Raw genomic sequence first — 15,911 nt, 5'->3', positions numbered from 1 at the left:
ATGTGTTTGGGAAGAGATTTCTAGCACATTTAATTTAGGCTTCATTACTACTCTCCTTTTTTCCACCGCACCGATGGTTCGCCATCAGTGCGGTGGTTTATTTTTTTATCTATTTTTTCGCTTTATTTATCTTATCTTGAATTGATGTTTTGGTAAGGCCACCAGCTTGGCGAAGCTCTTTTACTTCTTGTCCGTTTTTAAATACTAAGAAGGTAGGAAAAGCGTTCACCCTGTGCGAGCCAAAGAGCATCGCAGCTTCTTTGTCTTGGTAACTTACTCGCACAAATCGCACGTCAGGATTTTCTTTTGCAAGTGATTCAAACGTTCCAGATTTATTAAAAGTAATACAATGACTGCAAGTTGGGCTGTAAAATTCTGCGACTACAACGGGTGCAGCCTGAAGGTGGGCATTAAATTCATTATGGTTTCTCGCAGTGACTATTTCTCCACAACTGGCAGAAAAAATAACTAAAAGGCTCAGTGCGCAAACAGTAGAAAAAGAACGAATGTTCATACAGATCTCCTTTATAAAATAACATATACCACACAGTAATTTTACTATCTGAATTAATACAAAATCAATTAATCTCTTTTTTGTTTTGTATGTGTTTTTTATTTGCTTTTTTTAATGGTTCTTTCTAAATTGTAGGACATCTTTTACTCCGGAAATTTCAAAAAATGATTATTTGGAGTAACAAAAAAAAGAAGTATTAATTAACTCCAATGGGAGGCGGGTGGATAGTGAAGTATCATACTATAAAAATTATGCTTCTGGCATTAGGCATTTCCTTGGAGCTGTTTTCGCTTAGCCCTATAGATATTCAACAGCAAGAACCGCTTCGGCATCTTATTCTTCATTTTCCTTCTTTAGTGGGCTGCCAAAGCGACGCGCATCAATTAGATGCAATAGAAAAAGATGCGCTTACAGAAATTAATAATTCATTAATTAATGAGCATTATCTTATTCCCTACGAAAAAAATAATACAAATCTGTCTGTTTGGGGTTACCTTTCTTATCGGTTCAAAAGATTATATTATTCGCTCTTTTATTATAAATATTGTTCAGAATACCCCGATAAACTTAATTATGCTTTTTATCCACGGCGCGATCCGCATTTTGGTTTTTATACTATATATATTCCCAATGGCGTACCGTATGAAAAATTTTCAAGTACGGCACAAGATATCTTTAAGAAAAAAAATCTTGAATGTTATATCGATGCAGATATTCCAGTCTATTTAACAGCGCAAGAAGAAAAAAATGAAAGAATGGCTGGAAATGGTTATTTTTCGATTGATCAGCTCAAACAGTTGAACGATAAAAATGTGTATTGGTATCAATCGTTTCCTACAACGGGATTAATTTTAGAAGAGCCATATTATCCCCCAACATATCCTTATCTTCCCCATTTTTTTTCGCTGCATCAACTTGCTCCTAGCCAGGGTGCTGGAATTACGATCGCATTAATTGATACTGGAGCTTGTGCATTTAAAGTGCAAGATAATCCACATTATTATAAACACAGAGATATTGCGATTAATTATCCTCGAATTGGCCTTGAAAATTTAACAATCAGCAATAACTCTAAATCGGCTCAAGTTTCTCAATTGGTAACGGCTATTCAACCACATTTAAAAAAAACAGTTCCGCCAGAATCGCTTGAGCAATTGATCGCACATTGGATTTGCGATTATGCATCCCATAAAAATAAAGAGGGGATTGAAAAATTTTTAGCAAGGCACGGAAATCAATCTATTTGCGATGGATCCGGATCCCTCAATAATCAGGGAGCTATACTTTTACAAAAAATTATTAAGGCAGCGGGTACGTACACTGTGGGTTGGCTGGATGAACCGTATAATAAATATGCGGTACTTAATTTTTTACCCACATCGTATTTGAACGATCCGTCACAATTATTAGTAGCAACTCACGGAACGCATACCCTCAGCCTCATTTCTGGATGCCCTGCACAAAACGATCATCAAATTGGTGGTATTGCTCCGCAAGCAACGGTAATGATGATTAAAGCATTTAATGAAAAAGGATTGAGTACTAAATCGCTTCTTATCGATGCAGTAAAAAAAGCAATCTCTGGAAATGCCGATATTTTAAATTTAAGTCTCAAAATTGCAGACCGGATTGATTTGACGCACGAATCCTCAAAAACGCTTGCGCAACTCATTGGATTGACACCGTATGTGGTTGCTGCATCAGGAAATGATGGCGGTAATAGCAGGCGACCAACGCTTTCGTATCCTGCTCGTTTTGAAACGGTAGCTTTTGATGTAGGCGCATTTGGATTAGAAAATCACAATCCAATTATTCCGGAATTCTCGCAATACGAAATCAATAAAGGGCCACTTTTTGTTGCGCCGGGAGTTAATATTATTGGAGCAGGAATAATTCCAAGCCTTCCTGAATCATCTATTTATATGTATCGCAGTGGCACTTCGATGGCAGCAGCGCTGACAAGCGGGTTTCTTGCATTGCTGCTTGGTGAATTTAAAGATGATTTCACCAAAGATGAACTCTTAAATGTTTGCTATCACGCAACGTTCAAACTTGCGCCAACGCCAGATTGGAAAACTAAAACAATCCTGGGTGTTCTGGATATGAGAACCGCTCTTTTTGTTTTACATTGCATTAAAGCTCTAAAGAAAAAATTAGCAACGCAACCGTTTGAGAATTTAATGGCTGCTGTTTTTTTCAAACTGCTAGAACCTCTTGAAACATATGGTAAAAAATATTTGAACAGCGCAAATCCTAAAGACGATTTTATAGCTTTCATTAATCAAGCACATGCTGAGCCATTTCCAGAAAACTTTAAGCGGCCGGCGTCTTTGCAAGATGGTATCAATAGTGTGGTGAACTCAATCCGTAGCGAAATTGTAAGCCCCGAGCGCAAAAATTCTCTTCATTCACTGGGATTGCCAGATCGTGCTCAGAAAAAACTTGCGCACGACGCTTTAAAAAACGATTCGTGGGTAAAGCAAGCACGTGGGATAAAAAATCGTTTGATTGCTGCACGTCAGTTTGCCGATAATGTTGTTTAATAAAATGAAAAGTAGGTAGCTAATACTGCCAAGAGAAAGAAAAGCGGCCAATAGATAAGTTTAGGTATCAAATTATTATTATACTGAATAAATTGCCCACCGCGGCCCATAACAAAAAGTGTGCTATCAATTGCAATAGCGGTAAGGAAAAAATAGCAAATAAAATAAAAGCTCTCTATGTAACTTATTCCGATAACACCCAACGCTTGCCGTAATGATACTTGGCTTAAAATAAGAACAAAGAGTAATCCACTCAATGCAATGAGCACATCGAGATTTGTGAATCCCATCAGATTTTCTTCTTTTGAAAAAGTAAGCAGTAATATAAAGAGAAAAATAATCGTTAAAACAAGAAGAATAAGATACGTGATGAATTCGCCAATGAGCGTACGCTGACAAATAAATGAAAAATTAAATTGCGGTAAACTCATGAATGCAGTATTTGCAGAATCGAGCGTTGCGTTATAATGATTTTTTCTATAATTAAAAAATGAGCTTTGAAAGAACCAACTGCTGATTGAAACAAGCGCAGAAATGCCGGGCAATGTTTTAGGATCATTTTGCGTATACGCATCAAGATCTGGGATCAGAATCGTATTTTCATTAAATACTGGATGCAAGATGCGTAAATTTATGTGGCGATGATCGAAGGGGTAGGTGAGGAACGTATCGATCGCATATAATTTACACGAAAACTGCCAGAGATAATAATCTTCATGGCCTCGCGAAGAACTTTGCAAAAGATCCGTTTGCAAACTGAACGCATCTGGCATTATAAACGCCGGTTTTATTGTTAGTGATTTTGCATAGCGCTGCCAAACGTAGCCACTTACTAATACACTTGGAAGTACATCGTTGGACTCTCGAGAAAAGATGATCTTTTCTAAAAATACACCGGTCGGAATAAAATTGACATGCTTAAAAAGAGGCGACATAGAATATTTTTCCTGGAGTGATCCGATGAGCACATTAAGTTGATTTTGGTCGGCGATCACCGTGTAATCAGTATGGCGCTCAAGCCCATGTTTTATTTCTTGATTCCACAAAAAAAAGAGTTGGAGTGTACAAAAAAATGCAATGCTCATTGCAGCAAGCCACCACGCAAGAATGGTAGAAAACCAACCAGCTAGAAGAATGCTTGCAAGGCACGCAATCAGAAGGCAGCCCATACTTATTTGAAATATTTTGTGCCTCAGCATAGTGCTGTGCCGTTCAGCAACGCCAATTGGGTAGCAAATGCCGGCAATCTTTAATGAATCAAGGCCCAAGGGACTGACAACAACCCACGTTTCTTGGCCGCTTACTTCGTTTGGAAAATTAATGACGCCGCCTTCTGGATTTTTTATAATTTTTTGTATGTCTTTATAGCGTGCATCTCCGGGAAGTATAAACAATATATCGAAAATAGAGCGCTCGCCTCTATAGCCGATGTGCGGAGTGGATGGATGCACAATAATCGTTCCATCTTCGTGAATTAAAAAATTGAGGCTGGTAACAAGAGGGTTAAGCGAAATAAGATGCTGCTGCACCGCAGAAAGTGGCAAGAGAAATAATATTCGCTCATTGGATGAAGTAACGAGTTGGTACGCTATTACTTTTGTATTTAGATTTTCAGAATAGAACGGCTCTGTCCATTCGTTGGCTTGTGCAGATTGCGGCAAGGTTGCTGCTTTTTTTTGATCTACCGCATCGTTATTCGTTTTAATAAATGCGAACGTACTTTCTGTCGTGATAAGATCGATCTCTTTAATAAGGGTGGGCCCTTTGAGAAATTTGATCGCATTATTTGTAAATTCATTCCGGGGTAACGATTTATTAAGAGTATAAAATTGAGTGATATGCTCAGCCAGCGATTTGAGTTCTAGGGTGATAGCGTCAGTAACGGAGGTCGTATTAGATTCTATAGCTTCTACCAAATCAGCGTTGAGTTTTAATTTATAGTGATAATAATTAAAGATGAGCACGCTAGTGCCGATAATCGTTAAGATCAATAATAAAATGCCAATTATAAAGGGGAATTTATATGATTTGTAATCGGCTACAGCTATTTTATTATTCACGGCACACCCATTTTTTAACATAATAATGATTATCAGAACAAATTATTTTCAATCTGAATTTTCACCAGTGCTGTTTTCCTTAAGATTTTGCGCCAACAGACGCGTTAATTGCAATAGATTTAACGGATATAACCGATTTGCGCCAATTCTTTGCCCATCGCATCGTAAATTTCCGGGTCATCAGGTGTCCACGTTGAAAGTCCATCAACATAACGGTTATACATGCAAAAAGCGGCGGCGATGAGAACTGTGTCGTGAATTTCCTTATCGGTAGCCCCTGCTTGCCTTGCTCGTGAAATATGTTCGGCCGTTACTAATTTCCCATTCTTTTGCACTTGTTGAGCGATCGCTAATAAAGTTTTGAGCTTTTCTGAAATGGGTGCCGTTTGAAAATCGTCTTTTACCGCTTGCACCGTGGTCAACGCACCGTTATCTAGTAAATGTGCAGCGGCAGCGCTGTGACTATTACAGCAAAAATTGCATGTATTAAGAGATGAAACATAGGAAGCTATAAGCTCTCGCTCTCCTGCAGATAATGTCGATTCGCCTCGAAGTAATACTTCTGCCAGCATTGAAAGTGGCTTTGCAGTTTGTGGGCAATAAGCTAGGAGACTGATGATTCCTGGAAGTGACTGCGGTAATTCTATATGCGGAACTGAATACGCTGGATTAACTAAAAAAAACAATACAGAGAAAATAGAATATTTCATTTTTCATCCTTGAGAATAAAGAAAAGGTACTCTTCGTGAATACCTTTTCTTTGAATGAACAACTACTTTAGTAAACAACACCGGTTTGTCTGGTTCTCATTGCTCGATACTTGTTGTGACGGTTGCGTTTTTTAGGACCAGGAAAATTGTCTAAATCCCATTGCTTACAATAGCAGAAAACACCGTTTGGATCATTTTCAACATATACTGGATTATCATCAGCGTGTCTTTGTCTAAAATCGCCCTTTTGTGAGCAGTAACATTCGTTTGATGTCTCGCATTGTTCTCGAGAGAAATGCTTTCTTTTTGATGGAAATGCGTCAACCTGCCCAAACGCAACAACAGCAAATAATAATAAGAATGCGAATTTTTTAAAAACCATAAAACGCTCCATGTTTAAAAATGTGACACTCGAATCGATCATAACTAGTAACCAAATCGAAAAACAAGTATCCCAAAATTACTACTTTGTGAGCATTTTTTTTAAATATTGCTGAGTCAAAGAATTGCTTTGCTTACCCTTCCAAAGTCCGCACAAACTAATAGCGATTGCATCGGTGACGTCTGCTTTTTGCACGACGCCTACCGTTGGGAATAACCGATATACGACTCGCGCAACTTGCTCTTTTTGGGCGCCGCCTGATCCGGTGACTGCAAGTTTTACTTCGCTAGGGGAAAGTTCGTGAAGCGCCGTTTTATAGGTGTCGGAAAGTAAATAAACAATACCGCGTAAATAACCGAGCTTTAAAAATGTTTGCGTGTTTTTTCCCAAAAAAGGCGTTTCGAGTGCGATATCTGTAACCGCAAATTTTTGTATTTTTTCTAGAAAAAGAGCGTGGAATATGCCGACTCGCTCTGGCAAGCCTTTGGTTGGGGACATTTTAAGAAAACCATAATCAATAAGATTCGCCTTTCCCCCTTCATGCTTAATAATCGCAAATCCTGTTACTGAAAATCCGGGATCGATGCCTAAAACTATCATTGCTATTCCTTAATTAATATTCTTGGCGCTTTGATTATATACAAAAAAAATAATCAGTCATCTTCTGGATAACAGGGAAGGTTTTTTATGGAAGGACCATTCATTTCGGTCTTCTTTTTTTTAGATTTAGGAGATCCCGTTTCCCCGCGTAATTGCGTATGGCATTTTATGCGTTTACTTATTTCGTCCAGTAAGGCTATGAGTTCGTTCTTAAGAGGGTCTGCATCTTTTTTAACATGCATTTCGGGTTGTCTCAGTTTGGCAACTATTTTATTTTTTATTTGTTTCAATTCTTTATTGGAATAACGGCTCAGCTCATTATCGAGATTAAGATTTAATTGACCATAGTGGGAAACGCTTTCTTTTAACGCAATTTGATCCGCTTCTTGCGTTGCACTATTAATCAAAAACTGTTCTTCCAAAATAGGTCCAAACGCTACAGAAGCAAGAGGATCTGGTTCTGAAAATAATTCATCTAGAGGATTCATATTACTCTCATCAGAAACAGTGGAGAGCGACGGAACAGTTGCAGGCGGTTTTACGATTTTGGGAATTAGGGCATTAGAAGTTCTAAGTTCCATAAGGTTCGTGCCTAAAATCTCTTGTAGATCTTCTACAGGATCGCCAGAATATTGAATTACTTCTTGTGGGTTTTCAACTCGAATCTCAGATCTATCATCAAACTCGACTAATTCTTGTTTTCGAATCGTACTAAGGAATAATTGGCTAAGGAATAATTTAGTGGGATCGTCGGAGCTCGTTGGGCGCTCCTCCATCGTGAGTAATAGCAAAGACTGTGCGCATAGTGCCCCGAGCCAATAGAATTTGTAAGGCATACCGATTTTTCCCGATACAATGTTACGGGCGCAAGCTGCCAACAAGAAATAAACATTAATGTTTTTATTCTAGTTGATCGAATTACCGAGAGTCAATTTTATTATGGGCAATATTTATTCGTCGTAATCGAGATCTTCAAAACGCGTGAGCTCTCGAATGAAATTGAGCATCACGGTCCCGGTTGGGCCGTTGCGCTGTTTACCAATAATTACTTCAGAAAGAAGTGGGTTTTCTGCATCTGGGTTGTAAACGCTGTCGCGGTATAAAAACATAATAAGATCGGCATCTTGCTCAATTGCTCCAGATTCTCTTAAATCGGAAAGCATAGGTCTTTTATCCACGCGGCTATCAACAGCACGCGAAAGCTGTGAAAGCGCCACGATGGGCACTTCAAGTTCTTTAGCAAGCGCTTTAAGCGATCGAGAAATTTCTGAAACTTCTTGATGCCGATTTTCATGTTTTTTTGCAGTGCGAATCAGCTGCAAATAGTCTACGACGATGAAAGATAATTTGTGTTCATTTTTCAGTTTACGTGCTTTTGCGCGCAACTCCATCAATTCAACCATCGCTGTGTCGTCTATAAAAAGTTTCATTGATGCTAATTGCGCTGCTACGTTCGTTAATTCTAGCCATTCATCTGAAGAAATAGTCGCATTGCGTATATTATGATGAGAGATGCCCGCTTGTGTTGAGAGCAATCGTAGCGTGAGTTGCTCTGCCGACATTTCAAGAGAAAAGAAACCAACCGTATACCCTTCTCGAGCTGCTTGCGATGCAAGTGCAAGTGCTAAAGCAGTTTTGCCCATTGAGGGGCGAGCCGCAAGGACAACGAGATCACCTTTTTGAAAGCCGGAGGTCATCGCATCAAGTTTTTTAAAACCTGAAGGGATGCCGGTAATTCCTTTACTGTGGCTTTTAATATCGGAAAGATATTCAAACGTTTTTTTGAGCCAAATATTAAGCTGAACAAAATTTTGATTGGTCCGTTTGTTTGATATCTGAAAAATTGTTTGTTCTGCTGCATCAAGAACAACATCTATATCTTTTTCATTTTGATCATAGCAGGTGGTGATGATTTGTGTTGCAGAACTAATAAGCGAACGAAGCGTAGACTTTTCTTTAATAATGCGCGCGTGATGAGTTACCATCCCCACCGCTGGAATATCTTCTTGCAAAGCAAGTAAATAAGAAATGCCACCGATCTCTTCAAGTTTATTTTTTTTTGTGAGCGCATCCTGAAGAGTTACCAGATCAACTCGTTTTTGCTCTTGAGTAAGTTGGGTTATTGCTTGAAAAATTACTTGGTGCGCAAGGTTATAGAAATCTTGCGCACCGATAATTTCAATTACATTGTGAATATACTCGTCATTAAGCAAAAGAGCACCGAGTACAGCCTTCTCAGCTTCAAGGCTATACGGCATGGTTTTTCCGAGCAATTTTTCGGGTTGCGAAGTCTTGTACTGACTACGCGCGGCATCGTAAGCCATAGCTTCCTTGCGTTATTCAGGTGCCGGAGCAACCGTCAATTTAATTTTTGGTTGTAAACGTGAAGACAACTTAACGATAACTTCATAGCTGCCCTTTTCTTTGATTGGCTTTTCAAAAATAATTTGATTTTTTGCGACCTTCACACCTTTTTCTGCTAAAAGATCTGCTACTTCTGCCGGTGCAATAGAGCCAAAAAGTTTGGTGCCATTGGCCATTTTTCTTTTGAGTATTACATGAATAGATTTAATTTTTTCAGCAAGCATCGAAGTTTCGGTAGCAATAACCTCTTTGCGGTGTTCGACTGTTTTTTTCTTTTGCTCATAAAACGATTGGTTTTCTGAAGTAATTTGGACGCCAAGTTTATGCGGGATTATATAGTTTGCTGCAAATCCATCAGATACTGAAATGATTTCGCCAGCCATCCCAACTTTTTCAACATTTTTTAATAGATAAACTTTCATACGATGCCTTTCTTAGCCAATTGTGTTCTCTTTTTTAAGCATACCGGTTTAGCTAAAAAAAAATAGGTGGCCAATTTTAGGGAGCGTTTAAAAGAAGCCTATTTTAAGCGCAAAAATGGCATCATTGTCCGCAAGGTGTACGCCTGGGGTTGCCAAAAAAAGGCTGCTAAATAACCATTGTTTTATAGCCACTTACTATAAAGGTGGTCGGTTCATTCGGCTTTTCCGTTGTTCTTTTTTCGATTACGCAGGTAAAAGACCGTTTTTTATTTGCTTTAAGGTGTATGGTTCCGTTCAGGAGAATGCAAGAATCGGATTTTTTAGAAAAACGCAGTTCGGCATTGGTTAATGGTAGCTTTTTCTTCTTGCCATCAAAAGCAAATGAAAGCTCGTGCCCGGCCGTTGTCAGCTGCTGCATAATTTGATCAAATCTATATTTGATCAGGGCTATCGCCCATGAACTTATCGCATGCATTTCACCCTCAGTTTGCAGCTGCTGCATATGTGCCGTTGCCAGTTCATCCAAGTATCCAACCGATTGCCAAACGATGCTTGTATAAAGAAGAATGAATGCGATCATTACGAGAATCATAAGAGTTGCAAAACCGGGAAGCTTTTTTATCATTAGATCGTCCCCGAGATTGCATACCATTGCTCTGCTTGGTAAGTTTTTTCATTTGGCAACTCAAGTTCAGCTTTTAAAATAAGTGATTGCACAGCAATTGGGTGCTTATTAATGGTTTGGATTTCAAATCGTGCTTGTTTTACTTTATCAAAAATGAGTGATTTGTTTTTTTTAACCCACTGATTTCTTTTGAGTGAATAAGAGCCAGTTAAATACCATAATTTGTTTGCTTCGATCAAAAAGCCTCTATGTTCTTGCGCGTTTCGCGCTACCACAATTTCATTTGCGGAGCGGACGCTCCAATGCTCAATCGGCTTTTCAAAGTCTTCAACGATTCTTTTTATTGCAGCAAGTGATGTGTGAATCCCAACCATGCGCTGCGCAGTTTGTTGCTCTAGGCTCATAATGGTAATCCTGCGAGCGGTAAAGCCGATAACAAGCCAAGATAGGAAAAGTGCCAGTGCAACGTATACGCTCAATTCAATTAACAAAAATCCTGAGCGCATAGTATTCATGCAAGCGGCCCCTCAAATATTGAAGTGCGTTCAATCCCTTTTGCATCTCGCCAGTTTACCTTTAACTCAATAATGCTTCCAAAGCCGGGAGTAACTGACTTGCCAAAAAGTTGATCGGCAAGATCAAATGAAATTGAATGAACTTTCCACACATATTCATAGTTGCTATTTTTCATGCCGCCTGTTTGACGAAAACGCTCATCTACTTGAAGCCGCTCAATAAGACTTGAGGCTTTGCTGATCATATCAAGTTTTTTCAAAGCAGTTGCACGATAGGTTGCAAGAACGCTATGCCATTTTATAATAAGCGTTAAACTTATGAATACAATCGCTGTTGCATAGATAAGTTCTGTTGTTAGAAAACCGTATTTTTTAGTAACACACCGCATTTTTAATGTCGTCAGCTAGAAGATTAGTGTTTGAAATTACGCTCGTCCGCGAGTATGCTTAATTTAATTTTACCCATACCATAGTATGAGGACTTTTATGAATAAATTTCTGCTTATAACTTTTTTTTCATTATCGGTGGGTTTTGGCGTGGTGCCACTTTCTGCCCAAATAGCGGGCGGCTCATCACATGCGGCAACGGGCCAAGGAATGCGCGATATCCCGGATCTTCCGCCATTGAGTGAAGAGGAATTGGAGCTTTTTTCACAAATTTTTGAAAACATGGATGAAAAAACGCTTGAAGCGCTTGCGCAAATAGGCGAAGAATATATCAAGGAAATGGAAGCGCAAGGGAAAGATCCGTACGAAATTTTCCGCGAACCGATGATTCCAGCAACGCCGCCAGTAACTATAAAACCGGCTGAGCCCAAAATTCCAGCGGGCCATCCGATCATCTTAATGCCGCCAGCAAAAACAAAAGAGATGCGCGCGATCCTGCAAGAACTTGCCGCTCAAATCGAGCGAATTCAGCGCAAGGCTGAAAGTGATCGTGAATTTGCCGATGCGGTAAAGCCATGGAAATATCATTTTGAAGACATTGTTTATTTTGCACATCAAATTGAGCAAGAAAAAATCGTAAATTATCTTTTTGATAAAGATTTTGATGCGCTTCTTTCGTCAATTAAAGAACTTCATCAAACGCTTGGAATGCTTGAGCCGCAATTTTATGTTCCAGAAGTTTCGATCGATGCCGATAAATCGTACGGAATTCTTGGAGTAACTTCTCGTACGCCATTTGCAGAAATTCAATTGGCATATCAGAATTTATTACGCGAAAAAAGCCCGGCACTTATTAAAAAACAATTAGAAGGTAAACCGATAGATGAACTAAGCGTTGCGCTTGATATTAATGAAGATCAATTAAGTGCTGTCAATAAAGCGTACCAAACTATTTTGACACGCGAACAATCAAAGCAAACGCTTGGCAGTATTTTGCAAGCAGTACAAAAAGCTGTTTATACGCAAGAACTTATTGCGAATGCAAAAAAGCTCTTGCAAAAATATGAGCCAGAAGCACTTAAAATAAAAGAAGAAGAAGAAAAACGCCAAGCTGCTGCGCGCAAAGAACAAGAAGAAGCGATTAAACGTCGCCCGCCACTTGCGCCTCGCGTTTTTGAGCCTGCATTTGGCCGAGCAGGTGGAGATTTGGGATACACCCCTACCGGCTCTAATTATCCAAGTTATCCATCATTCCCTTCCTCAGGAATAAACGCTGGGCCTGGAAAAGGTGGCGATGCTGCGAGCGCTTCAAAGCCTGATAAACCTGGAGATAAAAAGAAGGACGATAAGAAAAAAGACGACAAAAAGAAAGATGATAAGAAGAAGGATGATAAAAAGGACGAAAAGAAAGCAGGCCCTGAAAAACGGGTTAAAGTTCCGGAAGCTGCATCCGAACCGGTAAAAAAGAAGCTCGAAAAAATATTAGAACAACTTGAAAGTTTTAGCGACTATTTAACGAAGAAATCGATAACGCGCGGCGGCGGCATTGCACCCGTTGCCAATGTTTCGCCAAAAGATCTCTTTAAAGACCTTGAAGGATTCTTAACCGGCCCTGTGGCTTCACCGTACGATCCAAGCACACCGCTTTTTGTTCGCGCAAAAGATATGATTTCGGCGTTAACCGAAATGACTGAAGCGGTTCATAAAATTAAGAAAGAGGTAAGAAATACTACCGATCTTTCACGACTTGAAAAGCGCGAATTAAAAAAACAAGCACAATCGCTTTTTCAAGATTATGAAAAGTTGATCATGCAAGAAATACCTGAACTTCTTCGTATTAAAATAACGCCAGATTTTAAAATTATTCCTGCCGCAGGCGGTGCGCCAAAAGATATTAGCAAAGAAATGAAATATCTTCTCTTTGGTATAAACGATAGGCTCGATACAACGCTCAGCCCGCAAGATTTTGCGGTACTTACGCAGCTCAATCCGCCAATTATTCCGGCAGATAATGGTACACCATCGCAGCAAGCAAGCTATATGGGCCAGTTCATGGATGCATATCAGGAAATGCTGAAAGAACTTAAACCAGAACCGCTCGCACTAGGAGCGCCTGTACTCGCGTCATAATATCTTGTGATTTAATTTAAGCCCCGAGTAAAATCGGGGCTTTTTTATTTGAAGGCGGATATATAAAATAGTTGAAAAAAAATTATACTTATTGGACAACTAAACAAACAACCATAAAGGATACCTCTGTGAGTAAGTTGTTTCCAATAAATATTATTATAATAACTATATTGCTTATCATTTCTAATGCCGCTGAATCTTGCGAAGTCAAGGTAAAAAGCAATGAAGAAAGGCCTTCATTACTTACTCCAGAATTTCTTGAGAAATTGCGTAATCGTAGCGACAAAAAAGAAGTTAACTCAGATAAAGATGCAGCAAATTTTAACCTAGTTAATCCGAAACCTCTTTCTGCCGAAGAGAAAAAAATGAGCGCGCAAGAAAGAATTGAAAGAAAATATAAAGGTGAACTTCCAATAGTAGCAAAAGAGCTTCTTATTTATTTTAGTAACCGCCAATATTTTATAGAAAACAATATACCAATTATCAATAGGCTTTTTATTTCTGGTCCATTAGCTAGAAAGCTAAACTTTATGAATACTCTGCCGCAAGAGTTGGAGTTGCCTGCAATTTACGTTTCTGCAGCAAATTTTGTCACAGAAGATGGGCTTGAAACGGCAAGTCGAGTTCACAAAGTATTTGAAGCCGCTAAGAATTTAAATAAACCTGTTCTATTATTTATTAATGGAGTTGATCTCATTAATTCTCAAAACCAAGATTATATGAATGCCAACAAAGTAGCGCTCGATGCGATAATAAACAAATTAGATGATATTGAGCATAATAAAGATATCTTTGTTGTCATAGAGGGTAGAAGCCTGGAGGGGCTTAATACGCGCATGAGAAGCAGATTTATAGGGCGCGCCTGCGAATTGACAGGCGATTGGGATTGATAATTTAACTCAATGATTCAAAAAAAATGATAATTAAAGGCCTTCGAATTCGAAGGCCTTTTTATTAGATAAAATACTCGATGCTTCACATAAGAAAATTCGAAAAAATTCATTTCTTGTTTTTTAATGAGCATACGGCCGACAATTCATTTTCCACATATTTTTTAGCTTCATCGTCCAGCAAAAAATTATTAGCCAATGAGTCTAACCCTGAGCGCAGTACATCTAATGAGCTGGCATCGTTACTATGAAAACTTCGGCGTTCGGTATCACAAATAGCAATTCCGTCTGCCGTGGGAATCAGATTCCCCGTATTGAGATCAATGTATTTTGCTTCTACGATTAACAGTTTAAGTTCTTTCGCCTGCTCAAGATTGATACGTTTTTGCTCATCTTGTATTACTTTTTTTGCAATAACGAGCGATTCTGGTACCCATCGTTTTGTTTTTTTTCTTTCCTCTTGAGGAATAAGATATTCTTCTTTATACGGAACAAAGAATGATTTATTATCAAGTTTTTTCAATGCATCGTTTATTTTTTTGGCGCCCTTTAATCTGGATTCATCAATTTTTATAACATGATTTTTTAACCAATCTGGTTGATACACTCTTAATTCGGGCAATTTGCCGCGGAGTGGGTCTTCACGACAAAACATTTTTACAACCACCTCAGAAATGTGATTATCGATAACAGAGTGAATATTGGAATCTGATGGTTCCATTGCCGCTACTGAATACGTGATCGAAAGTGCGATTTTTATGTATAAACGTTTCATGTTTTTTCTTTCTTTGTTTGTTAATTAAAAAAAATCCCCGGTGTTTTAAACCGGGGATCTAACTTGCTGGATTCTATTTACGAAGTTTTATAAATACAATCTATCCCCAATTTTAAAAAAAGGGGTAAAAAATCGGTTCAACGCTTGCGCATCTCGATTTCTGTAAAGATTTGAAAGTTGAATTGAATTGATTATTATCTTCATACTATATATTATAGCGGTCTGTTGCAAAATTGTCAAATAGCAAAACTATTTGAGGTTTTTCAAATACTACTTGTTGAGTATTTTATTAAATTTATTAGCTATTTCGATTCGTTATTTCCAAGAAAACATGCAATAATTCTAGGTTTAGCTTTCTCAACATTCAATGCGGTAAATGCAACTTCTTTGTATTCTTCAAGTGCGCCATTGAGCTTTTCCATAAACTCTGACTTTTTAAACGTCATATTACCAACTTGTTCAGTAAAGCGTGTTTGTTCCCCAAAATCTTCAAATCCTATTCCCTCTAAACGCGCTTCTAAAGCTTCTTGCGATGGCAACGTTACCAATTCTTTATCCATTCCATTGCTCATCGAAGAAAGCGATAAGAAAGCTAAATTAATTAGTGTTTTTTTCATAGTTCCCTTTTTCTCTGAATTCAATCAACTCTTTTATTGCTTCAGGATGATCTTGCAGAATGGTGTTAACAATTATTGGTGCGAATGATTGCATTAAATCGTGCAACTTAGGGCTATCTTTATAATATTGGTTGTAATCGTCAATTGAGATTTCTGTTCCATGATAAACACCAACTGGATAATATTCTTTTCCACCAAATTTTTTATGAATGCTTGTTACTCTTACAAGATCATTAAGTTGTAAAGCTTCTAAACGTTTTTTAATGGTTTCTGAATCTGGCAATGTTACGAGCGTCGTCATAGCATTATTCATTGTAGACAGCACTAAGTAAGCTAAACTAATTACTACCTTTTTCATATATTCCCTTTTTTATCTA

At 38.4% G+C, this 15,911-nt stretch carries 17 protein-coding genes; 3 read left to right on the top strand and 14 right to left on the bottom strand.

The window, feature by feature from the left end; all coding sequences use genetic code 11:
- Positions 1 to 109: 109 nt before the first annotated feature.
- The gene (locus HYX58_02610) at positions 110 to 514 is read right to left on the bottom strand and encodes a thioredoxin family protein (GenBank protein MBI2774872.1); all 405 of its coding nucleotides are present in this window, start codon (positions 512 to 514) and stop codon (positions 110 to 112) included.
- A 227-nt stretch (positions 515 to 741) separates the two neighbouring features.
- Here HYX58_02610 and HYX58_02605 point away from each other — a divergent pair, with 227 nt between their 5' ends.
- Entirely contained in the window at positions 742 to 3,057 is a 2,316-nt protein-coding gene (locus HYX58_02605; protein ID MBI2774871.1) for a S8/S53 family peptidase, read from the top strand.
- On the opposite strand, the gene HYX58_02600 is transcribed toward HYX58_02605, so the two are convergent.
- The 10 genes from HYX58_02600 to HYX58_02555 form a co-directional block, all read right to left on the bottom strand.
- Positions 3,054 to 5,117 (bottom strand): hypothetical protein, encoded by a 2,064-nt coding sequence (locus HYX58_02600; GenBank protein MBI2774870.1) that lies wholly within the window; start codon positions 5,115 to 5,117, stop codon positions 3,054 to 3,056. The genes HYX58_02605 and HYX58_02600 overlap by 4 nt on opposite strands.
- A gap of 119 nt (positions 5,118 to 5,236) precedes the next feature.
- Positions 5,237 to 5,827, bottom strand: a complete 591-nt coding sequence (locus HYX58_02595; protein ID MBI2774869.1) for a peroxidase-related enzyme — start codon at positions 5,825 to 5,827, stop codon at positions 5,237 to 5,239.
- A gap of 67 nt (positions 5,828 to 5,894) precedes the next feature.
- The gene (locus tag HYX58_02590) at positions 5,895 to 6,209 is read right to left on the bottom strand and encodes a hypothetical protein (protein ID MBI2774868.1); all 315 of its coding nucleotides are present in this window, start codon (positions 6,207 to 6,209) and stop codon (positions 5,895 to 5,897) included.
- Positions 6,210 to 6,290: 81 nt separating this feature from the next.
- On the bottom strand, positions 6,291 to 6,809 hold the full coding sequence (locus tag HYX58_02585; protein ID MBI2774867.1) for a crossover junction endodeoxyribonuclease RuvC: 519 nt from the start codon (positions 6,807 to 6,809) through the stop codon (positions 6,291 to 6,293).
- Between the two features lie 53 nt (positions 6,810 to 6,862).
- Entirely contained in the window at positions 6,863 to 7,645 is a 783-nt protein-coding gene (locus HYX58_02580) for a hypothetical protein (protein ID MBI2774866.1), read from the bottom strand.
- A 114-nt stretch (positions 7,646 to 7,759) separates the two neighbouring features.
- Positions 7,760 to 9,067 carry a replicative DNA helicase gene (gene dnaB, locus HYX58_02575; GenBank protein ID MBI2774865.1) on the bottom strand — a complete coding sequence of 436 codons (1,308 nt, stop codon included), beginning with the start codon at positions 9,065 to 9,067 and terminating at the stop codon, positions 7,760 to 7,762.
- 78 nt (positions 9,068 to 9,145) lie between these two features.
- Complete coding sequence (gene rplI / locus HYX58_02570) at positions 9,146 to 9,595, bottom strand: 50S ribosomal protein L9 (GenBank protein MBI2774864.1); 450 nt, start codon at positions 9,593 to 9,595, stop codon at positions 9,146 to 9,148.
- A gap of 166 nt (positions 9,596 to 9,761) precedes the next feature.
- Positions 9,762 to 10,220, bottom strand: coding sequence for a hypothetical protein (locus tag HYX58_02565; GenBank protein ID MBI2774863.1), 459 nt, complete (start codon positions 10,218 to 10,220; stop codon positions 9,762 to 9,764).
- Positions 10,220 to 10,735 (bottom strand): hypothetical protein, encoded by a 516-nt coding sequence (locus tag HYX58_02560; protein ID MBI2774862.1) that lies wholly within the window; start codon positions 10,733 to 10,735, stop codon positions 10,220 to 10,222. Before HYX58_02560 ends, HYX58_02565 begins: the two co-directional genes overlap by 1 nt.
- Positions 10,732 to 11,124, bottom strand: coding sequence for a hypothetical protein (locus tag HYX58_02555; protein MBI2774861.1), 393 nt, complete (start codon positions 11,122 to 11,124; stop codon positions 10,732 to 10,734). The genes HYX58_02560 and HYX58_02555 overlap by 4 nt, the downstream gene beginning before the upstream one ends.
- Positions 11,125 to 11,221: 97 nt before the next feature.
- Here HYX58_02555 and HYX58_02550 point away from each other — a divergent pair, with 97 nt between their 5' ends.
- Entirely contained in the window at positions 11,222 to 13,252 is a 2,031-nt protein-coding gene (locus tag HYX58_02550; GenBank protein ID MBI2774860.1) for a hypothetical protein, read from the top strand.
- 71 nt (positions 13,253 to 13,323) lie between these two features.
- Entirely contained in the window at positions 13,324 to 14,142 is an 819-nt protein-coding gene (locus HYX58_02545) for an AAA family ATPase (protein MBI2774859.1), read from the top strand.
- A gap of 109 nt (positions 14,143 to 14,251) precedes the next feature.
- Here the strand turns inward: HYX58_02545 and HYX58_02540 are convergent, their stop codons facing one another.
- The 3 genes from HYX58_02540 to HYX58_02530 all read right to left on the bottom strand — a co-directional run bounded on the left by HYX58_02540 (position 14,252) and on the right by HYX58_02530 (position 15,892).
- A complete protein-coding gene (locus tag HYX58_02540) occupies positions 14,252 to 14,917 on the bottom strand; it encodes a hypothetical protein (GenBank protein ID MBI2774858.1) in 666 nt (221 codons plus the stop codon).
- 302 nt (positions 14,918 to 15,219) lie between these two features.
- On the bottom strand, positions 15,220 to 15,534 hold the full coding sequence (locus tag HYX58_02535) for a hypothetical protein (GenBank protein MBI2774857.1): 315 nt from the start codon (positions 15,532 to 15,534) through the stop codon (positions 15,220 to 15,222).
- Positions 15,515 to 15,892: a hypothetical protein gene (locus HYX58_02530; GenBank protein ID MBI2774856.1), complete on the bottom strand. Its 378-nt coding sequence runs from the start codon at positions 15,890 to 15,892 to the stop codon at positions 15,515 to 15,517. Before HYX58_02530 ends, HYX58_02535 begins: the two co-directional genes overlap by 20 nt.
- Positions 15,893 to 15,911: the final 19 nt, after the last annotated feature.

Source organism: Candidatus Dependentiae bacterium, assembly GCA_016191325.1.
Taxonomy (GTDB): domain Bacteria; phylum Babelota; class Babeliae; order Babelales; family JACPOV01; genus JACPOV01.
Note: the sequence above shows the minus strand (reverse complement) of the source record. Positions and strands in the feature narration are given on the sequence as shown.